34 protein-coding genes and 6 pseudogenes are annotated in these 26,544 nt (G+C 44.5%); 27 read left to right on the top strand and 13 right to left on the bottom strand.

The window, feature by feature from the left end; translation table 11 throughout:
* Nucleotides 1–9 precede the first annotated feature (9 nt).
* Nucleotides 10–633 carry a FumA C-terminus/TtdB family hydratase beta subunit gene (locus JCM16161_RS05695; protein ID WP_054855380.1) on the bottom strand — a complete coding sequence of 208 codons (624 nt, stop codon included), beginning with the start codon at nucleotides 631–633 and terminating at the stop codon, nucleotides 10–12.
* A gap of 110 nt (nucleotides 634–743) precedes the next feature.
* On the opposite strand from JCM16161_RS05695, the gene JCM16161_RS05690 reads away from it, so the two are divergent.
* The 10 genes and pseudogenes from JCM16161_RS05690 (at nucleotide 744) to JCM16161_RS05655 (ending at nucleotide 8,031) form a co-directional block, all read left to right on the top strand.
* Entirely contained in the window at nucleotides 744–1,622 is an 879-nt protein-coding gene (locus tag JCM16161_RS05690) for a fumarate hydratase (protein ID WP_054855259.1), read from the top strand.
* 617 nt (nucleotides 1,623–2,239) lie between these two features.
* A complete protein-coding gene (locus JCM16161_RS05685) occupies nucleotides 2,240–2,929 on the top strand; it encodes a sulfite exporter TauE/SafE family protein (RefSeq protein ID WP_243669671.1) in 690 nt (229 codons plus the stop codon).
* A gap of 4 nt (nucleotides 2,930–2,933) precedes the next feature.
* A complete protein-coding gene (locus JCM16161_RS16040; protein ID WP_243669669.1) occupies nucleotides 2,934–3,080 on the top strand; it encodes a hypothetical protein in 147 nt (48 codons plus the stop codon).
* A gap of 94 nt (nucleotides 3,081–3,174) precedes the next feature.
* Nucleotides 3,175–3,455, top strand: a pseudogene (locus JCM16161_RS16035) (alcohol dehydrogenase catalytic domain-containing protein); the annotation flags it as partial.
* A gap of 123 nt (nucleotides 3,456–3,578) precedes the next feature.
* Nucleotides 3,579–4,139, top strand: a complete 561-nt coding sequence (locus tag JCM16161_RS16030; RefSeq protein ID WP_243670184.1) for a zinc-binding dehydrogenase — start codon at nucleotides 3,579–3,581, stop codon at nucleotides 4,137–4,139.
* A gap of 78 nt (nucleotides 4,140–4,217) precedes the next feature.
* Nucleotides 4,218–4,666: pseudogene (locus JCM16161_RS05675) on the top strand (50S ribosomal protein L19e).
* Between the two features lie 58 nt (nucleotides 4,667–4,724).
* Nucleotides 4,725–5,364: pseudogene (locus JCM16161_RS05670) on the top strand (50S ribosomal protein L18).
* A gap of 158 nt (nucleotides 5,365–5,522) precedes the next feature.
* Nucleotides 5,523–6,869: a sugar porter family MFS transporter gene (locus JCM16161_RS05665; RefSeq protein ID WP_243669667.1), complete on the top strand. Its 1,347-nt coding sequence runs from the start codon at nucleotides 5,523–5,525 to the stop codon at nucleotides 6,867–6,869.
* 248 nt (nucleotides 6,870–7,117) lie between these two features.
* Nucleotides 7,118–7,561 carry a hypothetical protein gene (locus JCM16161_RS05660; protein WP_054855256.1) on the top strand — a complete coding sequence of 148 codons (444 nt, stop codon included), beginning with the start codon at nucleotides 7,118–7,120 and terminating at the stop codon, nucleotides 7,559–7,561.
* Nucleotides 7,558–8,031, top strand: coding sequence for a hypothetical protein (locus tag JCM16161_RS05655; RefSeq protein WP_054855255.1), 474 nt, complete (start codon nucleotides 7,558–7,560; stop codon nucleotides 8,029–8,031). Before JCM16161_RS05660 ends, JCM16161_RS05655 begins: the two co-directional genes overlap by 4 nt.
* Here JCM16161_RS05655 and aspS read toward each other — a convergent pair whose 3' ends face one another.
* The 3 genes from aspS to JCM16161_RS16020 all read right to left on the bottom strand — a co-directional run bounded on the left by aspS (nucleotide 8,032) and on the right by JCM16161_RS16020 (nucleotide 9,819).
* Nucleotides 8,032–9,333: an aspartate--tRNA(Asn) ligase gene (gene aspS, locus JCM16161_RS05650; protein WP_054855254.1), complete on the bottom strand. Its 1,302-nt coding sequence runs from the start codon at nucleotides 9,331–9,333 to the stop codon at nucleotides 8,032–8,034.
* Between the two features lie 37 nt (nucleotides 9,334–9,370).
* Nucleotides 9,371–9,571, bottom strand: a complete 201-nt coding sequence (locus JCM16161_RS16025; RefSeq protein ID WP_243669665.1) for a hypothetical protein — start codon at nucleotides 9,569–9,571, stop codon at nucleotides 9,371–9,373.
* A gap of 92 nt (nucleotides 9,572–9,663) precedes the next feature.
* Nucleotides 9,664–9,819: a hypothetical protein gene (locus tag JCM16161_RS16020; RefSeq protein ID WP_243669663.1), complete on the bottom strand. Its 156-nt coding sequence runs from the start codon at nucleotides 9,817–9,819 to the stop codon at nucleotides 9,664–9,666.
* Between the two features lie 185 nt (nucleotides 9,820–10,004).
* On the opposite strand from JCM16161_RS16020, the pseudogene JCM16161_RS05640 reads away from it, so the two are divergent.
* From JCM16161_RS05640 to JCM16161_RS15990, 7 genes and pseudogenes are all read left to right on the top strand, one after another.
* Nucleotides 10,005–10,936: pseudogene (locus JCM16161_RS05640) on the top strand (ABC transporter ATP-binding protein).
* Nucleotides 10,914–11,225, top strand: coding sequence for a hypothetical protein (locus tag JCM16161_RS16015; protein WP_243669661.1), 312 nt, complete (start codon nucleotides 10,914–10,916; stop codon nucleotides 11,223–11,225). The pseudogene JCM16161_RS05640 and the gene JCM16161_RS16015 overlap by 23 nt, the downstream one beginning before the upstream one ends.
* Nucleotides 11,162–11,395 carry a hypothetical protein gene (locus JCM16161_RS16010; protein ID WP_243669659.1) on the top strand — a complete coding sequence of 78 codons (234 nt, stop codon included), beginning with the start codon at nucleotides 11,162–11,164 and terminating at the stop codon, nucleotides 11,393–11,395. Before JCM16161_RS16015 ends, JCM16161_RS16010 begins: the two co-directional genes overlap by 64 nt.
* A complete protein-coding gene (locus JCM16161_RS16005; RefSeq protein ID WP_243669657.1) occupies nucleotides 11,368–11,691 on the top strand; it encodes an ABC transporter permease in 324 nt (107 codons plus the stop codon). Before JCM16161_RS16010 ends, JCM16161_RS16005 begins: the two co-directional genes overlap by 28 nt.
* 18 nt (nucleotides 11,692–11,709) lie before the next feature.
* The gene (locus JCM16161_RS16000) at nucleotides 11,710–11,964 is read left to right on the top strand and encodes a hypothetical protein (protein WP_243669655.1); all 255 of its coding nucleotides are present in this window, start codon (nucleotides 11,710–11,712) and stop codon (nucleotides 11,962–11,964) included.
* Between the two features lie 91 nt (nucleotides 11,965–12,055).
* Nucleotides 12,056–12,301, top strand: a complete 246-nt coding sequence (locus tag JCM16161_RS15995) for a hypothetical protein (RefSeq protein ID WP_243669653.1) — start codon at nucleotides 12,056–12,058, stop codon at nucleotides 12,299–12,301.
* Between the two features lie 2 nt (nucleotides 12,302–12,303).
* Nucleotides 12,304–12,465 carry a hypothetical protein gene (locus tag JCM16161_RS15990; RefSeq protein ID WP_243669651.1) on the top strand — a complete coding sequence of 54 codons (162 nt, stop codon included), beginning with the start codon at nucleotides 12,304–12,306 and terminating at the stop codon, nucleotides 12,463–12,465.
* On the opposite strand, the gene JCM16161_RS15985 is transcribed toward JCM16161_RS15990, so the two are convergent.
* The 4 genes from JCM16161_RS15985 to JCM16161_RS15970 all read right to left on the bottom strand — a co-directional run bounded on the left by JCM16161_RS15985 (nucleotide 12,451) and on the right by JCM16161_RS15970 (nucleotide 15,800).
* A complete protein-coding gene (locus JCM16161_RS15985) occupies nucleotides 12,451–12,594 on the bottom strand; it encodes a hypothetical protein (protein WP_243669649.1) in 144 nt (47 codons plus the stop codon). The two genes, JCM16161_RS15990 and JCM16161_RS15985, sit on opposite strands and share 15 nt — an antisense overlap.
* Before the next feature lie 11 nt (nucleotides 12,595–12,605).
* Nucleotides 12,606–13,346 carry a hypothetical protein gene (locus JCM16161_RS15980; RefSeq protein WP_243669647.1) on the bottom strand — a complete coding sequence of 247 codons (741 nt, stop codon included), beginning with the start codon at nucleotides 13,344–13,346 and terminating at the stop codon, nucleotides 12,606–12,608.
* Between the two features lie 145 nt (nucleotides 13,347–13,491).
* On the bottom strand, nucleotides 13,492–14,196 hold the full coding sequence (locus tag JCM16161_RS15975; protein ID WP_243669645.1) for a hypothetical protein: 705 nt from the start codon (nucleotides 14,194–14,196) through the stop codon (nucleotides 13,492–13,494).
* Nucleotides 14,166–15,800: a hypothetical protein gene (locus JCM16161_RS15970; protein ID WP_243669643.1), complete on the bottom strand. Its 1,635-nt coding sequence runs from the start codon at nucleotides 15,798–15,800 to the stop codon at nucleotides 14,166–14,168. Before JCM16161_RS15970 ends, JCM16161_RS15975 begins: the two co-directional genes overlap by 31 nt.
* Nucleotides 15,801–15,916: 116 nt before the next feature.
* Between JCM16161_RS15970 and JCM16161_RS15965 the strand changes: the two genes are divergently transcribed.
* The 10 genes and pseudogenes from JCM16161_RS15965 (at nucleotide 15,917) to JCM16161_RS05590 (ending at nucleotide 24,425) form a co-directional block, all read left to right on the top strand.
* Nucleotides 15,917–16,786: a hypothetical protein gene (locus tag JCM16161_RS15965; RefSeq protein ID WP_243669641.1), complete on the top strand. Its 870-nt coding sequence runs from the start codon at nucleotides 15,917–15,919 to the stop codon at nucleotides 16,784–16,786.
* 91 nt (nucleotides 16,787–16,877) lie between these two features.
* Nucleotides 16,878–17,453 (top strand): hypothetical protein, encoded by a 576-nt coding sequence (locus tag JCM16161_RS15960; protein ID WP_243669639.1) that lies wholly within the window; start codon nucleotides 16,878–16,880, stop codon nucleotides 17,451–17,453.
* Between the two features lie 139 nt (nucleotides 17,454–17,592).
* Complete coding sequence (locus JCM16161_RS05615) at nucleotides 17,593–17,844, top strand: hypothetical protein (protein WP_054855253.1); 252 nt, start codon at nucleotides 17,593–17,595, stop codon at nucleotides 17,842–17,844.
* A gap of 170 nt (nucleotides 17,845–18,014) precedes the next feature.
* Nucleotides 18,015–19,220: an MFS transporter gene (locus JCM16161_RS05610; RefSeq protein WP_243669638.1), complete on the top strand. Its 1,206-nt coding sequence runs from the start codon at nucleotides 18,015–18,017 to the stop codon at nucleotides 19,218–19,220.
* Between the two features lie 82 nt (nucleotides 19,221–19,302).
* The gene (locus JCM16161_RS15955; RefSeq protein ID WP_243669636.1) at nucleotides 19,303–19,644 is read left to right on the top strand and encodes a hypothetical protein; all 342 of its coding nucleotides are present in this window, start codon (nucleotides 19,303–19,305) and stop codon (nucleotides 19,642–19,644) included.
* Entirely contained in the window at nucleotides 19,623–19,877 is a 255-nt protein-coding gene (locus JCM16161_RS15950) for a hypothetical protein (protein ID WP_243669634.1), read from the top strand. The genes JCM16161_RS15955 and JCM16161_RS15950 overlap by 22 nt, the downstream gene beginning before the upstream one ends.
* A gap of 159 nt (nucleotides 19,878–20,036) precedes the next feature.
* Nucleotides 20,037–20,291 carry a hypothetical protein gene (locus tag JCM16161_RS15945; RefSeq protein WP_243669632.1) on the top strand — a complete coding sequence of 85 codons (255 nt, stop codon included), beginning with the start codon at nucleotides 20,037–20,039 and terminating at the stop codon, nucleotides 20,289–20,291.
* Nucleotides 20,292–20,360: 69 nt separating this feature from the next.
* Nucleotides 20,361–21,948 (top strand): annotated as a pseudogene (locus JCM16161_RS05600) (PINc/VapC family ATPase).
* A gap of 155 nt (nucleotides 21,949–22,103) precedes the next feature.
* The gene (locus JCM16161_RS05595) at nucleotides 22,104–23,051 is read left to right on the top strand and encodes a recombinase RecA (RefSeq protein WP_054855379.1); all 948 of its coding nucleotides are present in this window, start codon (nucleotides 22,104–22,106) and stop codon (nucleotides 23,049–23,051) included.
* Between the two features lie 33 nt (nucleotides 23,052–23,084).
* Complete coding sequence (locus JCM16161_RS05590) at nucleotides 23,085–24,425, top strand: signal recognition particle protein Srp54 (RefSeq protein ID WP_054855251.1); 1,341 nt, start codon at nucleotides 23,085–23,087, stop codon at nucleotides 24,423–24,425.
* 67 nt (nucleotides 24,426–24,492) lie between these two features.
* Here JCM16161_RS05590 and JCM16161_RS15940 read toward each other — a convergent pair whose 3' ends face one another.
* The 5 genes and pseudogenes from JCM16161_RS15940 to JCM16161_RS15920 form a co-directional block, all read right to left on the bottom strand.
* Nucleotides 24,493–24,651, bottom strand: coding sequence for a hypothetical protein (locus tag JCM16161_RS15940; protein WP_243669630.1), 159 nt, complete (start codon nucleotides 24,649–24,651; stop codon nucleotides 24,493–24,495).
* Between the two features lie 23 nt (nucleotides 24,652–24,674).
* Nucleotides 24,675–25,181 (bottom strand): alkaline phosphatase family protein, encoded by a 507-nt coding sequence (locus tag JCM16161_RS15935; RefSeq protein ID WP_243669628.1) that lies wholly within the window; start codon nucleotides 25,179–25,181, stop codon nucleotides 24,675–24,677.
* Between the two features lie 88 nt (nucleotides 25,182–25,269).
* Nucleotides 25,270–25,584 carry a hypothetical protein gene (locus tag JCM16161_RS15930; protein WP_243669625.1) on the bottom strand — a complete coding sequence of 105 codons (315 nt, stop codon included), beginning with the start codon at nucleotides 25,582–25,584 and terminating at the stop codon, nucleotides 25,270–25,272.
* 37 nt (nucleotides 25,585–25,621) lie between these two features.
* Nucleotides 25,622–25,867 carry a PDZ domain-containing protein gene (locus tag JCM16161_RS15925; RefSeq protein ID WP_243670175.1) on the bottom strand — a complete coding sequence of 82 codons (246 nt, stop codon included), beginning with the start codon at nucleotides 25,865–25,867 and terminating at the stop codon, nucleotides 25,622–25,624.
* A 144-nt stretch (nucleotides 25,868–26,011) separates the two neighbouring features.
* Nucleotides 26,012–26,466, bottom strand: a pseudogene (locus JCM16161_RS15920) (trypsin-like peptidase domain-containing protein); the annotation flags it as partial.
* Nucleotides 26,467–26,544 lie beyond the last annotated feature (78 nt).

Below are 26,544 nucleotides of genomic sequence, written 5' to 3'. Positions count from 1 at the left end.
AATGCCCACCTAAATCTTGATCAAACCCTTTATTGTATCAACAACCTCCTTACTTAGATCAGGTACTTTACTCCTAACGTTCCTCCTCAAGTCCTCATAGTAATTATTGCCGTATGAGTCGATTATCACGGTTAATGGGCCAAAATTCTCAACCTCGAGAACCCACATTGCCTCGGCAATCCCCAGGTCAAGCCAATGAACATCAATAACCCTCTTTATTGCCTGTGCCGCCAGGACGCCGGCGCCGCCGGTGAATATTGCGTAGGCCGCCTTATACCTCTTCATGGCCTCTGTGGTCTTTGGGCCCATACCGCCCTTACCAATGACCAACTTAACCCCCAGCTTCTCAATGATCTCCGGCTCAAAGTCATCCATCCTAGCGCTGGTTGTTGGTCCCATGCTCACTATCCTCCAGGTATCACCCTGCTTAAGGGCCACGGGCCCCGCGTGGTAAATAACGCCACCCCTGAGATCAACAGGTAATTTCTCGCCCCTGTGTAGTAACTCAACCATTCTCACATGAGCCGCATCCCTGGCACTAATTAGAATGCCACTTACATATATTGTATCACCAACCCTTAATTTAGTAATGTCATCATCTGATATCGGTGTCTTAAGGTGGTACGTACCCATACCCACCAACTGAATCATTTCAGGTTAGGTGTAATTAAGTATTCCCCTAAGTATTTTCCATAAACAAACATGGGATTAAAGTTTTAATACAAGTAAAGCGATTCATGCCTATGCCGAGTCTCGAGGATGTTGTTAAGGAGGCCGCTAAGACGATAATAAGAATGGCCAGTGTATCTCCGGCTGAGGATGTCGTTAATGCATTAAGGAATGCCGTTAAGATTGAGGTGCATGAACCAAGCAAGGTCCAATTGAATGCCATATTAACGAATATAGAGCTTGCCCAAAAGTACACAGCGGCGGTGTGTCAAGACACCGGTGTACCAACATTCTTCATAAGGCTTGGTGATGGCTTTCCCATCAGGAGTAGGTTATTCTCAATACTCACGGAGGCCGTTAGGGAGGTCACGAAGGAATTACCGCTCAGGTCCAACTCCGTAGACCCACTAACAGAGAGAAATCCGGGAGATAATACCGGGATTGGAATACCGGTCTTCGATGTTGAGTTATTCGATGGTGATTACCTGGAAATGATCTACACGCCAAAGGGCGGCGGCACCGAATTACCCAGTAAGGCTTTCGTCGTGCCGCCAGGCAATGCCTGGGAGAGACTGCCCGAGCTCGTCCTTAATGCCGTGATAGATGCCGGCCCAATGCCATGCCCACCAGTCATTGTGGGAATAGGCATTGGCCCCAACCTAGACGTTGCAGCGAAACTTGCCAAGAAGGCGGCGGTACTCAGGCCTGTTGGCTCTAGGAATAGTAATCCTGACATTGCCAAGATCGAGGATGCACTGTTGAACGCCATTAATAAGCTCGGCATTGGAGCCCATGGGACTGGCGGTAAGGTGACGGCGCTGGACGTACACATTGAGTACGCCTATAGGCACCCAGCAACCTTCGCAATAGGCATAGTCTTCTCCTGCTGGGCAACTAGAAGGGCCAGGGCTATCGTATACCCTGATGGCAAGTACGAGGTTAAACCCCTATGATTATCGTGGTTTCAAATAAAAAATAAATATTAATAAATATTTTTGTCGAACGTGTAAAAAGAATCCATAACACGGTATTAGGGCACGATTATGATGAGTAGCAGGACTAATACATATGACGTTATAATAATAAGTGCGAGTATTGCAGGCTAAGCGCCGTATTACGCATCACTAGACAGGGACTAAAAGCACTGATTGTTGGCGAGGATATTGGGGTCGATCATTATCAACGGATGAGGTCCAGGATTACCTGGCTTCACGAGCATTAAGGGCTTAGACTTAGTTAGAGGGGTTGAAAGCCAAGCCCAGGTTAAATGAGGGTGAAATAATAATTGATGAGTATGGTAGAACAGGCGCTGATTATTTGCGGGTAATGATGATTGCTTATTTCCGCATAAGCAGGCAGTTATTGCCGCCGCCAGGGAGTAATTATGGTATTATCCGCGTACTCATATGTAATGACTAAGAGAGGTAAGGAGACTAAAGTTGTGCTAAATTGAAGAAAAACTTACTGGCAGGAAAGAGGAAAGCCATACATTCCTTAAAAATAGGTCTGTAATTGCACGTAAAACAAACCTTAATACGACATCATCTCTTAATAAAACTCTGAGATTCCCATGAGTATTAACTTACTTAAACCAACTGAATTGTTCTTTATAGCATTGGTCATATCCTTCGTAACATCCCAGGGAGGAATATCAGGGGCTTACCTACTATTGCCAATACAGTCGTACATCCTTAACACCACAAACCCTGTAATAACCAGTACGAACCTGATGTATAACCTAGTCTCAATACCATTAAGTATTCATAGGTACGTCCGTGAAAGAAGACCTGCAATGTCACTTACCCTAATACTGATTATGAGCTCATCAATCGGCGCTGTGCTAGGAACGTGGCTGAGGAGACACTATTTAATCGGTGGTTATGTCTTTTCCTACTTCATGGGCTCTGTACTGCTTACACTTGCCATGGAACTCATACTAAGTTCCCTACTTATTAGGGAGATCCGTATTTACGAGGAGGTACTACGGTGCTACCGCAGGAGGTTATTGCTCATTATCACCACAACCAAAGACAATACGTATAAAGTCAATATCCCATTACTAGTGATAATCACGGTATTGGTTGGCATCATAGGTAGTGCGTATGGTATTGGCGGCGCATCGATACTATCACCAATACTAATGGGTCCCATGGGATTGTTGGCCTACGTAATTTCGGGCTCAACATTAATTGTTACGTTTATAGTATCGATGATGGGTAATATCGTATACGTACCTTGGTTATCCGCCCGACATAATTAATGGAGTGTTCATGGGATTAGGTGGTATGGTCGGCATTTACTTAGGTACAATCACCCAGAGGAGGCTACCTGAACGTTACATTAAACTCACGGTTACCCTAATCACGGTAATAATGGGTCTTTACTCAATGCTATACGTGTCAAGAATTTGAAAACGCCGCATGCTAATTTAAATTGGGATTGGCCACGAAGTAATTAATGCGTACCGCGGTATTTGATAAACCAGGTATGGAGAATTTGCGGGTAATGAATGTTGAAGTGCCAAAGCCTGGTCCCAATGAGGTCCTGGTCAGGGTTAAGTTCGCAGGCGTTAACCCAGTGGATTACTTCACAATCAATAGGGGCGGCAAACCGATGCCGTATATACCTGGTGCGGAGTTCGCCGGCGTGATTGAGGGGTTGGTTCTAACGTTAGAGGCATCAATGTTGGTGATGAGGTTGTGATTTATAACAGATTGTTTGACGGCACCTGTAAGTACTGCCTAATGGGTCATGAGGAGCTGTGTGTAATGGTGGTTGATAGCGTCGTAACCAACGACGGGTTTGCGGAATACGCCGTAGTACCCGCGGCTAACGTAATAAGGGTGCCCAGGGGAGTTGGTCTTGATGAAGCGGCGACGCTACCTGTTGGAGCATTGACGGCTTGGCACATGGTCTTCGACAGGGCTGGCGTAAGACCCGGAGAGCTAGTCGTTGTTTTTGGCGCCACGGGTAATGTGGGTAGTTACGCGATTCAATTCGCAAAACTAGCCGGTGCTACTGTCATTGCCGTAAGCCGTAGGGCGGACAGGGTTAGGGATGCATTAATGGGGTTAAGGGCTGACTACGTCGTGAAGCCGGAGGAGGCCCAGGGCCTAGTTAATGAGTTGAGTAACGGGCTTAGTGCTGATTTAGTGGTTGATGCCGTTGGTCAAGCCACCTGGAACCTAAGCTTCCAATTAGCTGCGCGCTATGGAAGGTGGGTGATGGCTGGCGCCTTAACTGGTAGTGACGTTACGCTCAATTTACCATCACTCTACTCAAGGGAGGTCGCTGTAATAGGTTCGACAGGTGGCACTAGGATTGAGCTTATTAGGTTGCTTGACCTGCTCAGTAAACGCAGGATTAAGGCGCCTATTTACTCGAAGATGAGGCTTGAGAAAGTTAGGGAGGCATTTGATGCTATGTTTAGGGGTGAGGATAGGGTTGGTAAGATTTTACTTATGCCTTAATAGGTGGGTGTAGTCGCTGTTTTTGTGCATTGATGAGTTAGGTAAATGTTTAAATACTGTGTCTAGTACATGTTCGTGATGGTTGACGTTAAGAGATTAGCGGCTGAGATTTTAGGTGTTGGTGAGTCGAGGGTTAGGATTAGCCCTGAGGCTCTTGATAGGCTTGAGGAGGTTACTACTAAGCCGATGTTAGGGCCTTGATTAAGGAGGGCTTGATATACACTGAGTATGCCAAAGGCGTTAGTAGGGGTAGGTGGCGTGAGTTGCATGAGAAGAGGAGGAAGGGTAGGAGGAGGGGCGTTGGTAGTAGGAAGGGTAGTAAGTACGCTAGGCTTGACCCGAAGGAGGCTTGGGTTAGTAGGGTTAGGGCATTGAGGAGGTACCTAAACTCGCTCAAGAGGAGGGGCTTGATTGATGCGAAGACCTGGAGGGACCTTTACCTGCAGGTTAAGGGTGGTAGATTCGAGAGTGTGGCGTCGCTTAGGGCATACCTAATTAGTAATAACCTCCTTAAGCAGCAGCGGTAAAGGCATCCCTCTACCCTAGAAATACTTATTAAGTAATTATCTTCTTGGGTTTACGAACATGGCAAGGACAAGCCGCTATAAAGTAAAATTCAGAAGAAGGCGGGAGGGTAAGACGAATTACTACAAGCGTAGGGAGATGATTAAGAGTGGTTTACCTAGGCTTGTTGTTAGGAGGACGAATAGGTACGTAATTGCCAGGTCATTGTGCCTAGGGTTATGGGCGATGAGGTTGTTGTGAGTGCCACGTCTAAGGAACTGGTGGGTTTTGGCTGGAAGGGTGGTCTGAAGAATACGCCAAGTGCGTACCTGGTGGGCTTAATAATTGGGTATAAGGCATTGCTTAAGGGTGTTAAGAGGGCTATACTTGATATTGGCTTCATAGGCCGACCAAGGGTGCCCGCGTCTTCGCTGTTCTTAAGGGCGCACTTGATGCAGGTCTTGAGGTGCCTCATGGTGAGGAGGTACTCCCTGATGAGGATAGGATAAGCGGTAAGCACATTGCTGAGTATGCGGAGAAGCTTAGGGGCGAGAATGAGGCGCTGTATAAGGCCCGGTTCTCGCAGTACCTAGCCAAGGGCCTAGACCCCGTTGACCTGCCGAAGCACTTTGAGGAGGTTAGGGATAAAATAAGGAATTATTATGCAGGTTGGTTTAAGAAACTGAACATAAAAATACCCCAGGAAGCCGAGGAGGAATAGGTAGGCATTTATTGTGTTGTTTCTTTCTATTTCCCATAAAATACCCACCTCAACAATGCGCTTTGATTAGTCATCACTGAGCTAGTTAGGTAATTAGTACTCTCGAGTAATCTTTAAAAATAAACATGTTATTAATGAATAATAACAGAGTGATTGATATGAGCGCGCCTGAGGGTATAAAATTATTGAGGATTCACTACATAATGTTCGTGAGCTACTCGCTCACGTTCTTAATATGGGGGTTCGTAACCACGAGTGGTGTCATGTCGATATACTACTTCTCTAAGTACATACCCAGGTTCTTAGTGCCCATCTCAGTAGCCCTTGGGCCGATTTCCTTAATGATAGGCAACGTATTTATGGGTAGGTTGGCGGATATTGTTGGTAGGAGGGGTATATACGTCTACACAATGACTCTATATACCATTGGGTTAATAGGCATGGGCATATCAATACTCCTATCAAAGGTAATACCGGCATCGGAGGCCTTCATACCATTCATAATATCATACATATTGGCCGAAATAGGCGTTGGTGGTGAGGAACCTCCAGCCCTTGCGGCAGCCACTGAATTAATGCCGCATAATTATAGGGGCGCCATGCTCGTCTTAATAACGAACTTCGACAATATAGGCGCGGCCATAGCATCAGCAATACTGCTGCTGGCGTTGATGAGGGGTACCCAGTTATCCGCCACCTGGACCATGATTGGCTCCGCGATAATCGTCCTTATAGTGGCGGTGATCATTAGGTTAATAACGCCCGAATCAATTAGGTGGCTAGTCGTTAGGGGTAGGGTTCGTGAGGCCGAGAGGATAGCCGGTGAGTACGGCTTATCATACGCCCTCTCCGAAGGCCCTAGGCAAGTCATTAGATTTCCACCACTGTGGTTCAGGACATTGGTATTATCACTCCTTGGCATATCCCAATTAGTTACTTATGGGTTAATGGCTTTCTACATAGTTTACCTACCCTCATTGCCATTCTCGAGTAATGAGATATTGGCCACACAGGTGCTATTGTGGGCTAATGTGGGTGCCTCAATAGCGGGGTTAATCGGGTTAGTCATTGATAAGTTGAGTAGGAAGGTCTTCACCCTAATCTCATTCCTGGGCGGATTATTGACCATGATACCCATCTTCATGATATACGGCATAATGAGCGGAAGTAGTTTAGCATCATCCTTAGTTATATTTTATGTATTATTATTCCTAAACATGGTATTTAGCGAGTTTGGCTGGGCGGTTAGGGTCCTCCTAGAGCCTGAGCTATACCCAACCAGGAATAGGGCTACTTGGGTTGGTATTGTTAGATTCATTGCATGGGTTATTTACGTGCTCCTCATCTACTACCTACTCGCCTCGGCAAACACGTACGTATACCTACTTTCAAACCTAATACTCTACGCGGTGGGATTCTCAGCAGCACTGGCATGGTTCATATTTGGTGTTGAGACCAGGGGATTACCGGTGCATGCACTTGATAAGGCGGCAGATGGCAGGTAATGACAACTACATATTCTTAAAATCCGAAACACACCATTAACTAAAACATTGATTAAACACCTCAATGAGATCCTATGGAATAATTTACCGAGGTACTTACGGAATTCTAAGAAATTGATTTAGAAAGATTTTTAATTATCAAGTACTGTGAAAGTTTTGCTCTCTTCCACTTCTAATAATAATCTTGAATTCCTGGTGGGCCCTATGGCCAGGCGGTATTTAGCACTGGCGATGCTCGCCTCGGCCCTGTGGGGAGTCTCGTACCCAATCACCTACTTAGCTTACGGCTATTTCGCATCAATGAATTAATTACCCTAAGTTACCTATTCTCCACGGCATTGCTCCTCATGGTACTAATGCTTCATGGGTATGATGAGAAATCAATAATTAAGGGCCTGCTATTATCGCCTATTAACTACGTAATCGTTTACTTATATACCGAGCTATCAGGCGGTGTTGGTGGATTAACGGCTCTCGTAAGTTCAAGCTACATAATACCGCTGATACTAATTGACTACATTAATAATAGGAGCATTAATATTAGGTACTTAATATCGTCAATCACCCTGCTCGGAGCTCTATACCTACTATTCCAGGGTTATGGCGACTCCATGTATGTGGCATTGCTCCTCATGATTATGAACCTCATCTACACAGTAGCCTTACGAGAATTAATGATATTGATATTATGAATTTCGTACTCGGTCAATCACTGGGTACCCTTCTGATCTCATACTTAGCAATACGGAGCCCCTTAACATTAGCACTAAGCCTTAATTACCTCTATTACCCATTAATACTGGCATTGATCGGTAATGTAATACCTTACACATTATATGCGGAATCAATTAAGCGAATAGGTCCTGTTGAGACCTCACTAACGTCCTCCGTGGAGACCATGAGTTCGTTAATCGCGTCATTACCGATACAGCAATTACCAACTAACCCGATTGCCTGGATACTACTGGCCGTTTCAATACTATCACTTAATATCGAGTTGAGTAGAAACAACGCATTGAGGGAACAGCAATTAATAAGTCACTATGAATTCGTGAAAACGGGTAGGGAAACCACCTCATTAAACATTGAGTCTGGGAACCAGGTAATACTCGTGAATCCGCACTTAGTAATTAAGGTGGTTGGGAAGAGGAAGGTGATATAGCTATGGCTCGAGCCTGAACCTATCCCTTGGGTAGAGCACGACCTCACGAATGTTATCCCTCCTTAGAAGCACCATTACTAGCCTGTAAAGTCCCATGCCCCATCCAGCGTGTGGTGGCATTCCATAGTCATAAACCATTAGGTGATTTTCGAAACTCTCGGGATTAAGCCCCCTTTTCTTCAATGCCTCTATTAACTGCTCCTTAACGTGAATTCTACTACTCCCTGACGCTATCTCCAGGCCGCCTATAACGAGGTCGAATGACTCACTAATTTTTGGGTCTGAATCAAGGGGCTTTGTATAGAATGCCCTTAAGTCCGTTGGGAAGTGTATTATGAAGAATGGCTCGCCTAACTCCTCACTCAATATTTCTAAGCCGTTCTTAGGTACGTCATCACCCCAATTAATCTTTAAGCCCCTCCTGCTTAGTATGTCCAGTGCCTCATCATACGTAATCCTCCTAAAGGGCTTTTTAGGAACCCCAATCTCTATGCCGTATTTACTTAACTCATTGCCGAATACTTTATTGACTCTGTCATAGACGTTGATTATTACGTCCTCGAGAACGTCCATGACATCGATGTAATTGGCGAAGGCCTCCTCGATATCCACGGATATAAACTCATTAAGGTGGTAATTCGTGTTATGCTTCTCAGCCCTATAGGCAGGTGCTATCTCGAAGACCCTCTCTAGGCTTGCCGTTAGCTCCTCCTTATACAGCTGCGGGCTCTGGGCTAGGTAAGCGACCCTCTCGAAGTATTGCACGGCAAATAACTCGGCACCACCCTCCGTACTCGTAACTATTATCTTTGGCGTGAACACCTCGATGAATCCGCGATTATAGAGAATATCGCGAATTGCGCGGGTGACCTCACTTTCAACTCTAAATATCAATGAATTAATGGGCCTCTTAAGGTCGATGGACCTGAACTTCAGCCTTGTATCCAGGTCGGTCTCCACGGAGCCCCATATATCTATTGGTAACGCCTTTGACTTGGCCACGACATGAACCTCGCTTGGGAAGACCTCAACACCTGCCTTAGCTATCTTACTTGCCTTAACGACACCCTTAACGACTATTGCATCTTCCCTACCCAATGACTGTGCTGTTGATAAAACGCTCTCTGGCGCAATGCCCTTCTTTATTGTCAATTGTATGATGCCCTCCCTATCCCTTAGCAGTATGAACTTTATATTGCCGATGTCCCTAATGTCCCAAACCCAGCCCGTTAAAACTACCTCCCTACCGTCTAATTCGGGAGTTACGTCTTTAGTCCAGTGAGTCTTCCTTGGAAAACTCACGGCCAACTTGTAGATTTTGGGGATTTAAAAATTGTGATTACTTAGTAACCTCAACCCTAATGTTTGTACCGCTAATTTGACTAAGAACTTTTGCCAACTCACTCGGTCTAAATGGCAACCTCCTGAGCTCGCTCTTGGTTATCCTGACCACGGTCTCCGTAGTGCCATCAGGAAGCCAGGACGTTGATACAGTGAGTATCCGGGCGGGTGATGCCAATTGCGTGGCTAGTTCATTCACATTAACACCCTTCTCAACAACCTTAACCCTCTTATTTAATGCCCTCTCGAGATCATGCTCAATCTGCTGAACTATTGCACGGGGGATGGCCTTTATGCCTTAAGCACCACGATTATCAAATCGCCAACCTCGTAGGACTTCACGTACTCAACATTCTTCAGTATCTCCTCCATCTTACCGGTGGCTATGTTCAGCAATGCGTCACTAACATCAACATCAAGCATGGAGTACTCTCCGCTGTCAAGCAAAGACTGGCACTTCGCAGAACACCCTTGTCTTGACGCAGAAGGTGCAAAACGGTATTTTCATTCGACACTCATAAAAATGTCAGGCTTAATAAACCTTATGCCTTTGGACAGTGCATGTGATTAAAGCCTTCATCAATGTGGTGATTGGCAAAGCCTTATTACTCGGGCTGTTATAGTAGGGTTGTGTGAACGATGCAGTAATAGCTTCGAATCTTAGGAAGAGATTCATTAGTTATGAACGCGTTGGCTTTGTAAGGAGGAGGAAGATTGTAGTTGAGGCACTGAGGGGTGTTTCCTTCAGGGTTAGGTGGGGTGAGGTGTACGGTTTGTTGGGCCCGAATGGCGCAGGTAAGACGACCACTGTTAAGATACTCGCCACCCTGTTAATTCCTGATGATGGATACGCCATGATCGACGGCCATGACGTAGTTAGGGAAGCAAGCATTGTTAGGGGCATTATAGGGTTGGTTCTTTACCCAGACAGGGGATTTTACTCAAGACTCAGTGGGTATGAAAACCTTGTTTACTTTGGGAGACTTTATGGATTGAGCAGGTCAACGGCGGAGACCAGGGCTAGGGAGTTAATGAAGCTTGTTGGTCTTGAGAACGCAATGAATAGGCCCTATGAGGAGTATTCACTTGGTATGAGGCTAGGCTTGCCATAGCCAGGGCGTTAATTCATGACCCGCCTGTGTTATTCCTCGATGAACCAACCATTGGTTTAGACCCAATCTCAGCAAGGGAGGTAAGGGATTTGGTAAGGAAACTGAGAAGGGAGGGTAAGGCAATACTCTTTACCAGTCATAACCTTTGGGAGGTGGAGGAGGTTTGCGATAGGGTTGGTATAATAAGTAATGGTAGGATGATCATCGAGGGCTCACCGAGGGACATAAAGGACATGCTTGGGCTAAAGTATGTGGTTGAGGTTGAGACCCAACTCAATGGTCGTGTGGAGACCATCCGTGAGGAGACGACAAACCCTGCAGAGACACTTCGTAGGGTAATAAGCGATGCTGAGGCAAGGGGTTTGAGAATAAGTAGGATCAGGATTAATGAGCCTTCCCTGGAGGAGGCCTTCATTAGGGTGATTGGCGATGAAGGTAAGCAGGCTGGGTAAGGTGGATGTATTAATTGCCGTGATGATTAATGAGTTGAAGATAATAAGCAGGGAGCCAGGCGGCTTGGCACTATTAATCATTCTTCCATACTTCATCGCCGGTGGTATGGCCTTCATAGCCTCATTCTTCGTTAAGGTAACGAGCGGCGTATTCATCAGGCAATTCATTGGGTTTGAGGTCCTGATGCTATCGATGATAATGATGCAGACGGGGGCTAGGTTCCTATGGGAGGAGAAAAGGGTGGTAGGCTTGAGTTCCTGCTTGCCTCGCCAACGAGCATGTACGTAGTCCTACTCGGCACGTCCCTGGTAATGATTGTGGTGAATGTCGGCGCCTTCACAATAGCATCCCTACCGCTGTTTTACGTAGAGTATGGGTTAATAGGGACCGTAAGGTTGGCACTAGCCTTTTGCTTCTCTTTATTGGATTATTGCCCCTTTACGGTATCGGATTATTAATAGCAGGTTTGGTCATGAGACTTAATGATGCTGATTCCGTGACCAACGTATTAACGCCAATACTAACAATACTCTCGGGTACCACATACCCAATATACGTCCTGCCCTGGTGGATTAAGGAATTAGTCTATGCATTGCCCATGTACATCACGTTTTATTCCATGTACCTGGAAAGCATTGGCCATGAAAACCTCACCCTCATTACCTACCTAATCACCGCAACGATAGTATACCTATTACTTGGGGTGACATCATATGCAAGGCTCGAAAAGGGATTTAGAAGCAGGGGTGTTTAGGGAGCTTGGTGTTGAGGTTTGGAGGGGCTACGCCTATTATTCTCCAGGCCATCATCAATAATGATAAATATCATAACAGCACCACTATGGCTCGCATTCTTCATACTAACCCTCAGGGGTTTTGGCGTACTCACCCTGGGCAAATTCATCCTCCAATTATTCCTCTGGGCGGCATATGCCTTCGCCTATACTCAAGTTGGTTGTGGGGTTTTGGTAGTGGCATTATTGAGGAGGGTTATGAGGGTATTCTCGAGAATGTCATGGCCACAGTAAATGATTTACTAATCCACGTGATTGGCTGGGGCATTGCTACTCAATATACACATTACTTGACCTGGCAGCTCTCGTAATAAGCTTCTACATATTGTTTGGCCTCGCCATCAGTATTAAGGATCCTATACTCCTTACCGCATCTATTATACTCGCCTCACTACAACTCCTCTTCATATCGACAATATACGCGATGCTCGTGATTAGGCTTAGGTCTAACTGGGTTATTACTGATATTATGCAGTTCCTAATGCCCACATTGGGCGGGTTAATACCCAGTGAGGCCAGTAAATACGTCATGGCGATAAATGAGTACTCACCAATAGCTATCCATTCGTAATAATGCGTGAGTCGGCCCTGGGTTACCTGGAACTCCCCATACCAATTACTTACCAGTTACTTTACTCGGTAATCACGGTAGTATCCCTATTCCTCATCATGGTAATTCTCGTTAGAATATTCGATAGGCGTTTAAGGGAGGAGGGTAAGCTAGGCCTTACGTGACCCGGCCCTAACCATCCTATAAACAGCCACTATTATTAACGCAATCATTAGTATGAAAGCTACGTAGATGAGAAGTTCATACCTAAGTATGATGTTTACAAGGCCTATCTTATTAAGATCACCACTCATAATGGCCTGTATCAGTAAGTACCTCGATAACTGGGTGAGTGGGTCGTAAGGCTCGATGATTCCTGGTACTCATTAACTATTTCATTAACCAAGCCCCAGTTACCATTTATTATTGCATTACTAATAGTGGCGTTTAGGAATTGCGGGTTACCCAATTCCTTAAGTATATCCTCTGCTTCGAAGTATGTTGGTGGTATGACGTAGACTCTTAATGACGATTCATTGGCAATACCAAGGTAATTAACGCTAAGTGTGATTGTAATGGGTCCCAGGGCCTGCGGTGTGAATGCCGCTGACCCATTAATGAGGACCACGGCAGGCACTTTGGAACCGTTTAGGAAGGTTGCGTATGCAGTTATTGTCTCGTTAAGTATTAATGGATAACCATTGTAGTAACCAACCGTGTTGTTGACCCATAGGTTCAGGTAATCCCAGTAACTAACAGCCTCGCTTGTTAGCGTGTACGTTGATGCGTTGATGAACAACGCGCACTCCTTACTGAACCCTAGGCTTAATGATGCGTTGGCCGTGACGACCATGGTCTCATTGATGCAGCCCTGCAACGTTAAGTTGATGGGTAATCCCATTGGTGGATAATCATTGAGTGTTATATTTATTGCCTCGGCATGCCCAATAATTACCAACGGCCTTGCCTGCACATTTAATCCATACAATTCCACACTGGCTACCGTAATATTGCTTGATGACCACGCGCCAAATTCCACATCAACCACGTACATGCTTGGCATCATGGCTTAATCAATACATTAATAAGCGTCGACTTACCCGGCGGCAATCTCACGATAGTTGATGAGTACAGTGAGCCGTTTAGGAACGTGTCTAATGCACCCTGATATGTAAGTGTTGATGGCATTGTGACGTTAATAATTACGTTAATTACCTGCGGTAGATGGTTATTGCTGGTGATTCCAGGCTTATTAACGGCGCCGGTCTCTGAATGGTTATGTTATTGAACCCAGTATTTATGGTTAATACCGTGTCATTTATGGGTAGGGAGTACCTAACCTGTAGCGTTGAGTTGCCTACCTCCCTGCCAAGAATCACGTACTTATAAGGACCGTATATACTTAAATTGACGGTTATGTACTCGCTCATGCCCGTTATGTTCCATAGGTAATAGATCACGTTAATTGATGGGGGCACAATATTTACTCTCGCCATGATCGTGGTGTTCGTGATCGATAGGGTAACGTGATAGCCCGTATAGGTTGTGTTTATTACATTCCAGGTAATACCCTCGCCATTACATGGAACAAGTACATTACCTATGTATGTATTGTTTACGTAGAATTGCCCATCGTAAAACACTGGAAATCCTTGGCAAGCCTTTGGTGTTGATAGACTAATGGTAGCATTAATTAAGGCCCACCGTGGTGCTAATACTATGATTCTCGGTATAAGATTTATTGTAGGGCTTGTTATGTTTATATTAAGTGCCGTTATTACGTACGTACTATAATTAACGTAGACAGTCCCCGTAAGACCCCTTATCGTGGATCGTATTGTTCCTATGTTGTTAACGTATGCGTTAACTACCGTGTAATTACCGTTTATGTAGTACGTAGCATTTGAAATACCCACCTGGCAGGTATCACGTTATATCCAAGGGTTATTGCCGTGCTTGGGCTATTGTATAGGTAAATGTCTCCCTGACCGCTTGACACGGTGGCGTTGGTGAAGAAGTAAACCCTGATTATTGATGTGCCTGGGTTTAGGGTTAGTGTCTCGTTTGGTGGTTCGAAGTAGATCATTGGTTTATACGTATTTACTGGACTTGGTGGTGAGGAAATCATGGTTTCCGTGATTAACGTTACATTGTTTGGATTATTCACTGAAAAGAGTAGGTAGCCGAAGCTATTACTCGTTAGGTAGAGTGTGGATGATGTTATTAATGACATTGTTGGTTGTGTCAACGTGATGTACGTGAGGGCTGTCGAGTTTTCGTATGTTATGTTCACCGTGTAGGTTCCCCAGGTAATTCCTGTAAATGTGATGCTCGCATAGCCGTTATTTACGCTTGTTGACGTACCATTAATGTATACCGTGCCCGTGATGGGCGTTGTTCCGTACGTTACGTATAGCTCCAGCGTTAGTGATTCCTTCATTACGTTATACGTGCCATTAACAATCCTAGCAATTATACCTGGCGTGTAGCTAATCGTTAATGCCACTGTTTCGTTATTAGTCGTTGGGTTGACCACGGCCATGTAAAGTGTTGTGTTTGTTATTGAGAACGCGGTGTTAAGTTCAATATTGCTAGTGACCGAACCACCACTCGCCGTAATCTCTATCGTGCCTGTGGCGGGTAGTTGAACCTCATAATACTGGGCGCTAAGGCCCTGAAGACTAACGCTGAGTGAGTAAGTACTGCCGCTTATACTTATTGTTTGGAAGCTTGGGTAGTAGGTTGAACCACATAGGTTTTGTCCGTGAACTATTGAGGTTAGGTATTGAATATAGTAGTTATCAAGCCATGAATTAACAACGCTATTCCCAGTGAATACATTTTGCTCAATTGTTGCTGGCCCAATACCATTCGCTATTAGCCAGTATATGAAGGCTGAGTAATAATACATGTTTATTATCGGCTTTCCTGAGTAGTCGTATGGGTCATACTCGTATTGACCATACTGGAAGTAGTCCTGGGCAAGCGGGCATTGATCCGTGTAATAGCTCGCGGTGCCCTCAGCATCAGCCTCTATATACCAGGGATACGATCGTGGAATTGTTGTATACTGTATGTATGCCCATTGCGATACGTGAACAAGCTCATGATAAGCCGTATGCTCAAGCCATTGACTCGATAAGCCAGCGCTTATGTTTATCTCAACGATGCACGTACTAATTACTTGACCGGTGCTTGAGTTATACTCATACTCCCACTCGGTTATTCCAGCCTCACCTGCCTGCTGAGCCTGAGGGACTACGTACACCGTGTATTGACTTCCATTGCATGGCGGTGCCATTTTCATCCCCAGGGTTGTGGTATATAACGAGTATGCCTGCTCCAGGTAATTATCTAGGGCTTGATCGTATGATAAACCTGCATTTGCTAGGTCGTATATTAAGAAGTGCGTACTATTTACGGCAGGCGTTAATGCCCTAGCATTGATCGATATAAAGACTAGGATTATTAATGCGGCGATTACGTATTTCCTAATCACCGAGGTGCATACCAACTCCAATTATTATTTACACCCATATTTAATATTTAATAAATAAATATTAGGGTTATTAAAACCTTTCAATTCCATTACAAAAAAATAATATTTTTTTAAATCGCAATATATTAACGAAATCAGTGCATGATGTAAGAAGTAGCATTTTGGGAATTGCGGATGCGTTAAGGAACTCATTCAATGACGTACTCATAACGGGTTCCTACTTAATGAATAAGGTATTCACTATAAAAGTAAACCCTGAGGGCACAATTAACGAGGCCGAAACTCTCTCAAGCATGTTTAAGGACGTTGCGGTACTAATTGACGATCTCGGCTTCCTAAATTCCCTAGGCTCACTAAGCATTGCCAGGATTAGGGGCTCACTCGTGGTATTTGTTTATGATATTCACGACATAAGGCCGTTCTGTGAATTAACGGGTTTACCATGCCTAGAGCCCTGGGACCAGGAGAGCCTTGTTAAGGCTATTAAGGAGAGCCGGGATTACAGCGAGGCCCTTGAACTACCGTACGTAGTGAGGTTAGGGCCTTGGTTAAGCGTAGGCGAGGGTCTCAGCGGCATTGGTGTTAGGCGTAGGGAGGCCACGTTTAATAAGAATTGGAGCGAGCCCATGCGCTGGGGGCTCAGTCGAGTGTTGAGTAATATCCGTAGAGGAATTCCTGAGGAGGTCAGGGTTAGGTCTCGTGATAATATTACCGTTATTGGTAAGGGTGATGGAGTTCTTGTATCAGGCTCTGCGTGGCCATTCATTAGGGAACGCCTTGATAAAGTCAGTAATTACTCAGTGGTGCTGTCATTATATATAAATCCATTACCCAGGGATCCCATTAATGTAAAGTACGTCGTTGATCCGGGGGATTACTTAATGAAGGAGGTTGGCGTTGATAGGCTTATGATTGATGACATCAATAAGTGGTATAACGATTTAATTAATAAAGCAATTCAGCAACTCTTTTTTTCGAGGACCAGGAGATCCATTAATGCTCATTGAGTGGCTTTTTTTCAAAATATAGGAGACAGGGTGAGGTACCAATAATGGTGATCGACCTTCGTACGCGCACCTAGTTAATAATGAAGGGTTAATGCCGAGTTACGACATGCTCCCAACATTCTTTGAACCAAGGAGTTTTGATCAAGTAGTTGATTTTGTGGTAAATCCATTATTGGCATTAATGGCATTTCTAAGGGCTGGCTATGGCCATGGCAGGTTAATAGCGGTGGTTAATCCATGCTCATTATTAAACCAGGAGGATCTAATCCGTGAAATCGTCAATACTTATCATGATAATTATCTCATGATAATTCCAATAATTAATGATGAATGCACTGATGCTTTAAACGTTCTATCTAAAGTCTATGCTCAATATCGAGTCGTAAATTACGATCCAAGTAATCCCCTGAATTCGCTACAGGATGCTCTGGGCATCGCTAATTCACGTGGCATAATTGTAATACGTATTTCGGTAAATTCTCTAGGTAAATACGTGTATAGCATTGTTGATGAGTATTGCGATAATTGCGGTGACTGCTTAAGGACTAATTGCCCAGCCATTAATTTAAGTAAGAAACCTGTTATTGATACTAAGGCATGTGTTGGCTGTGGTATTTGTCAATTGGTGTGTTTGAGGGGTGCGATAGTTAGGGTTAAAATATCGTGAAAAATTTTTAAATACATATACTTAATTTTACGTGAATTATATAGTATATGTAGTAATTTTTCCACTACACTCGCTATATAGCAAGTGTACCCTTCACACCATAAAGGCATTTAAATCCTCCATAACTACTGAAAAATGTATGATGGGAGTGAAATCAATAATTAGGAACATAAGGATATTACCAACACAATTAAGGAAGATGACGATAGGTAGCAATTACTCAATAGGTAATACGGAGATTAATGCAATCCCTAATCAATACAATAGCAGGAATATGCCCCATCTAATGATTGTGCCAACACCATACTCATTACCAATAATAGTACCCATATATGCCAATGAGAAAGTCGTTAAGGAATTAATTAAGGACCATTATTATGTATTACCATGAAAGCCACGGCCTTAAGTCTTTTAAGCTTAGGCAATTATTTATTTTCGTGTGATGAAACGACGGTCTCTTGAGTAAGTGATGAATGGGTAAAATAACTGACCTTCACGTCCTAGACATTTTTAAAGTCCACACATAACCCTACGGATAAAAAGGTGTTATAATTGCGTGACGTGAAAAGGAACATTAAATACTACGTGACGGGTAACGTGGGGATTTTACTACTTACCTGGCTACTCTATGCAATTGGTAATGCCATTACAATACCCTACTTCTCGATTTACCTAAAAATGCTTGGTGCTAACGCCGTAGACATAGGCCTAACATACTCAGTGTCAATTATTGTGCAATTAATTACGATAATACCAGGGGGTTACTTAACTGATACGTTGGGTCGTAGATCATCGATAGTCATGGGAACTTGGTTAATAACAGCAACGTCATTCCTAATGGTTATAGCACCTAATTGGCAATTACTTGCGGTATTCTATGCATTAAATATGGCTGCAGCCTTTTACCAACCTGCATTACTCGCAATACTGATAGACTCGCTACCACGGGAGAGGTATGCCAGCGGGATACTGATTACTTCAATATTACCTCAAGTACCTTGGTTAATTCTACCACCAATTGGTGGCTTCTTAATTAATGAGTATGGATTGCTCGGCATTAGGCTTGCGTATTTAATATCTTCGATAATTTCCGTAATAGTCGCAGTAATTAGGCAATTCACAATTAAGGAGACCTTGGGCAATAGAACGAGTAAGATATCCCTCAGAGAATTCCTACACTCCTACTATCAACTAGGTAATGTGGCTCATCTACCCAATGACCTTTTGATAACCTACTTATCAGCATTGCTTGTGTCCATTGCCGTAATGCCCATAAACACGTTATTGTCAATATACGTAGTCTATAAGTTGGGGTTAAGCACGATTTACTGGGGCTACCTGACCTCCCTTTCATACGCCGCGTACATATTAATAGGCATATTCCTGGCATTTTACGTTGATAGGTATAGGAGTAAATTGCTTATTCTAGGCGTAATTATCAATGTCGTAGGAAGCGCAATAGGCTTAATCGAGAATGTATACTCAACCATAGGTTACCTACTCATGCTTCAGATTGGTACTCAATTAATAATGACAGCAATACAGAGTGAATTGGGTAATAGAATTGGGATTAATCAAAGGGGTCATGGAATGAGTTTACTAATTATTTTTCAATTAATCGGGCAGATCATTGGGAGCTACGTAACGGGTGAGCTCTATAGAGTAACTACGGAGTCCCTATTCCTAATACCATTAGTTCTCTCATTAACTCTAATGATAATCATTAATTTAGGCAGGAGGATTAATTACGCCGGAAACATGAATTAACGCATAACTATGAGTAAAGACTAGAAATTACCTAAATGGCTTGATGGAAGAATTTATTTCCCTTAAATTACCCTAATCATACGTGGTCGTTGTAAGAGCGCCTGGTAAGGTAATACTGTATGGGGAGCACGCCGTTGTTTATGGGGAGCCAGCCCTGGCCATGGCCATTAATAAGTACGTGTATGTCACGGCAAGGGCGAGGAGTGATGGTAAGATAAACATCAATGCGAGGGATTTAAAGTTGACCGGCATTTCCGTAACAATTAGCGAGGGTGGTGATATAATCGCTAGGACGGATTACGGCGCTGTCATCTCCGCGTTGAGTTATGTTAAGAGGCTATTGAGTTGGCCATGGAGTACGTTGATAAGAAGGTTGGTATTGACCTTGAGATACGATCGGAGATGCCCGTCGGCGCTGGGTTAGGCACATCAGCCGCCGTGGCGGTTGCAACGATGTATGCGTACATAAGGGAGTTGGGTTATGACATTGATAAGCGTGAGTTGGCACGCCTTGCATGGCAAGTTGAGAGGGATGTCCAGGGTTCGGCAAGCCCTACGGACACGACGATGGCCACGTTTGGCGGTATAATGTATGTGAAGCCTGAGGGTAATAATGCGGTGATGGAGCCGGTAAGGCTGGAACTAATGTTCCATTAATCATTGGGTACGTGCCAGGGTAAGCACGACTAAGGACTTGGTGGCTATGGTCAGGAGGAAGTATGAGATTATGAGGGATGTGATAGAGCCGATAATAAGGACTATAGGGTTAATCACTAGAAAGGTAGGGAGGCCCTAGAGAAGGGTGACCTGGAGTTAATGGGTGTTTTAATGAACATTAATCATGGATTACTTGATGCCCTCGGCGTATCAACTCGGCAATTAAATGAATTGGTCTACGCTGCCAGGAATGCGGGTGCCCTTGGTTCGAAACTAACGGGTGCCGGCGGTGGTGGGTGTATGATAGCGTTGTCTGATAGGATTGAGGTTGAGAAGGCGATTGAGCTTACGGGAGGCTCTGTACTAAAGGCTGCGCTGGATACTAATGGCGCCGTTGTCGTGGACAGCAATTAATTGGCTTGTTAATATGGATAAAAGTGTTTATTAAGGGTGCTTAATATCGATTACTTAGCGATAAGCGGAATGCAGGTAGGCAATATCTACATTCCCGATACATCGGTGTTCTTGGATGGAAGCCTAAAGGAGGCAATATTGAGGGGTAACATCAGGGTAGGCTATTGATACATACCGAGATAATTAGGAAGTTTGAGAATGAGGCCAGGGCTGGCGGCGCATTGGGTTGGTTAGGTATTAGGGAATTGAATTACATAACAGACTCAATAAATAAACTCGGTCTTGAGGACATAAGGGTTGAGTACGTATCAATACTCCCGAAGTCAATACCAAGGCCCGACCAGCACTCGGTTGACGAGATCGTTAGAGAACTGGCGAGGGAGTTAGGCGCGACCTTAGTGACCAGTGATGAGATGAATTTCGAGATCTCACGGGCTATGGGCATTGAAACGTTATTCATTGGGCAGCATAAAGATAAGCTGGAGATTGAGAGGTTCTTTGATAACGACACAATGTCCGTACACCTCAAGGAGGGTTCAATACCCTATGCCAAGAAGGGCAGGCCTGGGAATTGGCAATTGGTACCCCTTGGTAATGAACCACTTAGTAAGGAGTATCTTGAGAGGATGGTTAGGGAGTTAATATCGGCGTCGCTTATGGCCAATAGCAATACTAGGGTTGAGATCAGGAGGGAGAATTCACTCATTATTCAGCATGGAGAGTATAGGATTGTCGTTGCGCTACCCCCCGTGTCTGATGGGATTGAAATAACCGCCGTCAAGCCGTTAATTAAGAGGAGACTCGATGAGTATTCACTTCATCCTAAGGTTCTCGATAGACTTAGTAAGCAGGCCGAGGGAATATTGATAGCTGGTCCACCAGGTGCTGGTAAGACAACATTTGCCCAGGCATTGGCTGAGTATTACATGAGCTTGGTAAGATTGTTAAGACCGTGGAGTCGCCCAGGGATATGATACTGCCTAACGAGATAACGCAGATATCCAAGACCTACGCATCATCTGAGGAGATACATGATCTATTGTTATTGTCCAGGCCTGACTTCACGATATTTGATGAAATGAGGGATACTGCTGACTTTCAATTATATATAGACCTTAGGCTGGCCGGTGTCGGCATGGTCGGTGTCGTTCATGCAACCAGCCCCATAGACGCGATACAGAGGTTTATAGGTAGGACCGAGCTTGGCATGCTCCCGTCAATAATAGATACAGTCCTCTTTATGAAGGATGGTGAGGTTCAGAAGGTGTATAGTCTTGAGCTTACTGTTAAGGTTCCCGAGGGCATGAGCGAGGAGGACTTAGCTAGGCCCGTGGTTATTGTTAAGGACTTCATAAATGATACGGTTGAGTACGAAATCTACGTGTTTGGTGAGGAGATATTCGTAACGCCAATAGGTAAGTCACGCAGGGTAAGCCAGGCAGTTGGTGATAAGAGATTGATTAGTAGGATTGTTAGGGTTTTGAGGAAGTATGTACCGCCCGAGGAAATATCAATAGTCAGGGGTGAGGATGGGTCTGTGGTGATTCAGGTGCCTGATGCGTACATAGGTGCCGTTATTTCTAAAGGTTTACCTAAGCTTGAGAATATTAGGAAGAAGTTTAATGTTCAACTTAAGGTAAGGCCGAAGGAACATTAACGAAACGCAACATATATAAGTACTTTTATAACTATTGTCGGGATAATATGAATTCAATGAAGAGACAAACAGCTTCAGATTCGGATACTTATTCAAATTATAATAATTATAATTACTATGGTAATTATCAAACAGGTAATTATTATAATGACACAATGACCTATTACCAATACCCATATAATACTCAAACAATTCAATATCCACAGGATCAATACCCATATTATTACTATTACTATGAGGATAAGGCATTAACCGGTATTAATTACCTGGACACGTACATATTAGGTGGTGGATTTAAGAGAGGCGAGGTTTACTTAATAGCTGGTGAGGCAGGTACTGGGAAGACAATATTTAGTCTGACATTCCTGAGAACGGGTGCCGAGCTTGGTGAGGTGGGCATGTACGTGACCGTTGACGAGCCGTCTGAGGATGTCAAGAGGGGTGTTCGTGACGCACTTGGTTGGGACCTGGACTCGTATGAGAGGGGCGGTAAGTTAATAATGGCTGATTTCAGGACCTACTTTAGGATTTACGCACGTGATGAGAAGATTACCCTTGACCCAAGGGATTTGGCTAAGATGATTATTGAGCAGGTTAAGAAGTATGATGTTAAGAGACTCGTCATTGACCCAATCGCGCCATTAATAATAATGAGCCACCAGGACGTTATTTGGATTAGGGAATACCTGAGGGAGCTCGTGTTTCAACTCAAGAGGCTTAAGGACGTGACCACGATAATGACCTCAGAGATACCCACGGGTGAGGAGAATAAGCTTAGTAGGTTTGGTGTTGAGGAGTACCTCGCAAGCGGCGTGATTATGCTATCCCTCAGGGAAATATCAATGGCCAATAGCGACTTTGGGTGCTTGGCCAGGATAATGTTCATTAGGAAGATGAGGTGGATGCCCATTAGGCCGATAAAGCTCATATACGAAATAGGGCCGGGCGGTATCTACGTTATTGGTCCCCTGAATGATGAAAACACACTTAATTATTATAGGAGTTATTACTGTGGGCAGCAATACCCGCAGGGCTATTATTACTACCCGCAGCAACAGTATTACACGTCCCAGTACTACGAGACGCAGCAATACCCGCAATAATTATTTAAGGGATTAAGCAAGGAACAAACTGCAGTGGCGCCAAACCCATTGGTTGAGGCGTTTACGAACCTGGTTAATAGGATTAGGGGACTGAACTACATAGACGAGGCAACGCTTAAGGAGGTACTGAGGGAGATCCAGAGAATACTGCTTAAGGCCGATGTTAGTGCTGATGTCGTTCTATCAATAACTAGGGCTATCGAGGAGAGGTTTAGGCAGGAAAAACCTCCTCAGGGTATTACAAGTAAGGAATTCCTGCTATACCTTCTATATCAGGAATTGGTTAAGGCGCTTGGTGGTGAGGAGGCTCCAAACGTAAACATTAGCAAGAGACCGTATAGATTAATGCTTATTGGTGTTGAGGGTAGTGGTAAGACTACATCAGCGGCTAAACTGGCTAGGTTTTACATCAAGAGGAACCTGAGGGTTGGGCTTATTGAGACTGACACGTACAGGCCCGGCGCATATCATCAACTTAGGCAATTGGCTGAGAGGGTTAATGCACTGTTTTATGGTGAGGAGAATTCCAAGGACCCAATAGCCATATTGAGACACGGTCTTGAATACATGCAGAGGAATAGGGCTGACTTAATAATAATCGATACGGCGGGTAGGCATAGGAATGAGGAGGAGTTACTGAGGGAGGCTAAGGCGATTTATGATGAGGCTAAGCCTGATGAAGTCATGTTGGTGATAGACGCCACAGTCGGTCGACAGGCGGCTGCGCAGACCGAGGCCTTCATGAAGTACGTACCAATACATAGCGTTTTCTTAACGAAGATGGACAGCACCGCAAAGGCTGGTGGTGCATTAACCTCGGTTATAAAAAGCGGCGCGAGGATTAAGTTCATTGGCGTTGGTGAGGATATCGATGAGATCGAGGTCTTTGACGCCAATAAGTACGTATCGAGACTATTGGGTATGGGCGACCTCGAGGCATTAATTGAGAAGATAAGGGCTATCGAGGAGGAGAGCAAGATAATGGAGGAGATCGAGGAAGGTAAGATAAACTTACTAACCATTAAGAAACAGATTGACTCAATAATGAAACTTGGACCCCTAAGTAAAATACTTGAGCTATTACCGACGAGTATGTTACCAATGCAGTATAGGGCCGTGATGCTTGATGAGGAGAAGATGAGTAATGCCCAGGAAATGCTCAGGAGGTGGAGGCACATCCTCGACTCAATGACTAAGGAGGAATTATTAAACCCAGACATTATTAACGCATCAAGGATACGCAGGATAGCCAGAGGCGCTGGCGTGACTCCGAAGGACGTTAAGGAATTACTTAATTATTACCAGTTAATGAAGAGGATGGTTAATCAGATAAAGAAGTCACGTAGAAGATTAGGCAGGTTAGTTGGTGAGTAATTCTATAGCTGTATGAGTGGTATGTACAATTCCCTCTCAGTTAAACCACCATGCTGACCCCTGAGGGTTAGTAACTCCTCGTTATCCGGCCTGTATAGGTATATAAATGCTGAACCACTATCGGTATAAAAACCACGTCACCAATCCTATCAATCACATCACTCGACACCTCACCAAATAGGCCCAGGTTAATCGCCTCATCCCTACTTAGAAAGCGCCCAGTCACGTTATACTTACTAAGTAATCTGGCTAATTCATCAACACTCGACTTATCATTAAGCTTGAAGTATATAGCCCTGCATCGCCGTAGGGTGGTACATGCAGGAATTTCAGTAGTCCCTGCACATCATTAGCCTTAACATTGCTCTTGACCTCATCATGACCGTGATCCGCCGTTATTAAGACCGTGGCATCGGCCATGTACTTCTTAGCCATCCTAATCACTGAGTCAACGGTCTCCCTAATCACGGCACCGCATTCTTCGGAGCTCGGCCCATATTTATGCGCCGCAGAGTCCACCGTGGTTATATATATGTGCACGAAACTAACCCTATACTCGCTCAGGAATTTTGACGCATTTATTATTGCGTCGTATAGCGTGACGTACTCCACAATCTCAGCGCCTGCGTAGGTTATCCTCGATAAGCCACCGGATAGGCCCTTAGGAACGTATACCCTACTCCTTATACCCATGTTGCTCAATTCCTCAAATATTGTCGACCTTATTGGAAAAAGCCTCTTTAAGTCATAACCCATTTTATGAAGTCCATCCCTCTCACCAATTACTGGCCCATGGATAAAGTATTAACTATTGTTCCGATTTCCTTAATGTAAACGTTGGGGCCTAGAACACCGTGCTGACCAGGCTTAAGCCCGTGAATAATGTCGTTAATACCGTAGATGTCGTCGTTGGGAAAACCGAGGTAATCCTATACAGCCTGCTCACTGGTAATGAATTACCCATTATATTTGACAAATCTAGGTAACCAAGACCATCAATCAGTATTAAGACCACTCGGTCATTAAGGTCAAGGTCAAGCTTCAGCTTAGAGCCCCTGGGCACGGCACCGAAGTGTGACAGTAATGTGTTGGCTAGATTTTGAATGCTCGTGCCCGAGTAATCCGGCGCCACTAATCCACTCATCGTTCTAAAATGCATTACCTTAATTTTTAATAATTCCTGTTAGAGTAATAGCTCAGATGCTGACCTTAATCCTATACCTTGTCCTGCCCCTAACCACCGTTAAATCAAACACCCTATTACCCTCAATAAACTTCCTGGCAAGGTGCACCTTTAATTGAACGATACTTGATAATTCCTCGTCGTCGATTGCCGTAATTACATCACCCTGCCTAATACCCGCATCATCAGCTGGTGAACCAGGCAGAACACCGACCACCAGCACCCCCTTCTCCACAGGCAGCCTGAAGTACTTAGCCATGGGCTTACTCAGGTCAACACCGTATATACCCAACCTAGGCCTAACAACCCTACCGAACTTCAGGATTTCATCGATCGTCAATTTAACCAGGTTTATTGGCACGGCAAAACCAATTCCCTGGGCTCCGGCTATTATTGCCGTATTCATGCCAACCACCTCACCGTCAAGATTGAGCAAGGGACCACCCGAATTTCCTGGGTTAATTGCAGCATCCGTCTGTATTAAGCCCTCAAGAACACCCATGGGAGTCCTTATGCTCCTTCCAATTGCCGAAACAACCCCTAGGGTAACCGTCGGCTCACCAAGCAGGCCAAGTGGATAGCCTATGGCTATGACCATCTGCCCCACCTTGAGCTTGTCCGAGTCTCCAAGCTTGACGGATTTAACTGAGCGGGCACCCTCGACCCTGATTAATGCTGCATCAAATTCGGATCCCTACCTAATAATTCACCCTCGTACTCATCACCCTCTGGCGTCACTATGACTAATTCAGTCGCGTCCTGAACCACGTGGTTCGCGGTAACTATATGCCTATTATCAATGAAGAAGCCCGTGCCAAGCCCCCTGACCGGCGTTGCGTTTAACCACTCATCAACCATTAGTCTCGTTGTTATTATACTAACGACTGAGGATTTCATCTCATTAACTATGTCTATAATCCTTGATTCCACGTCCTT

This window comes from Vulcanisaeta sp. JCM 16161, from assembly GCF_001316285.1.
This window is presented reverse-complemented; position numbering and strand designations above follow the sequence as displayed.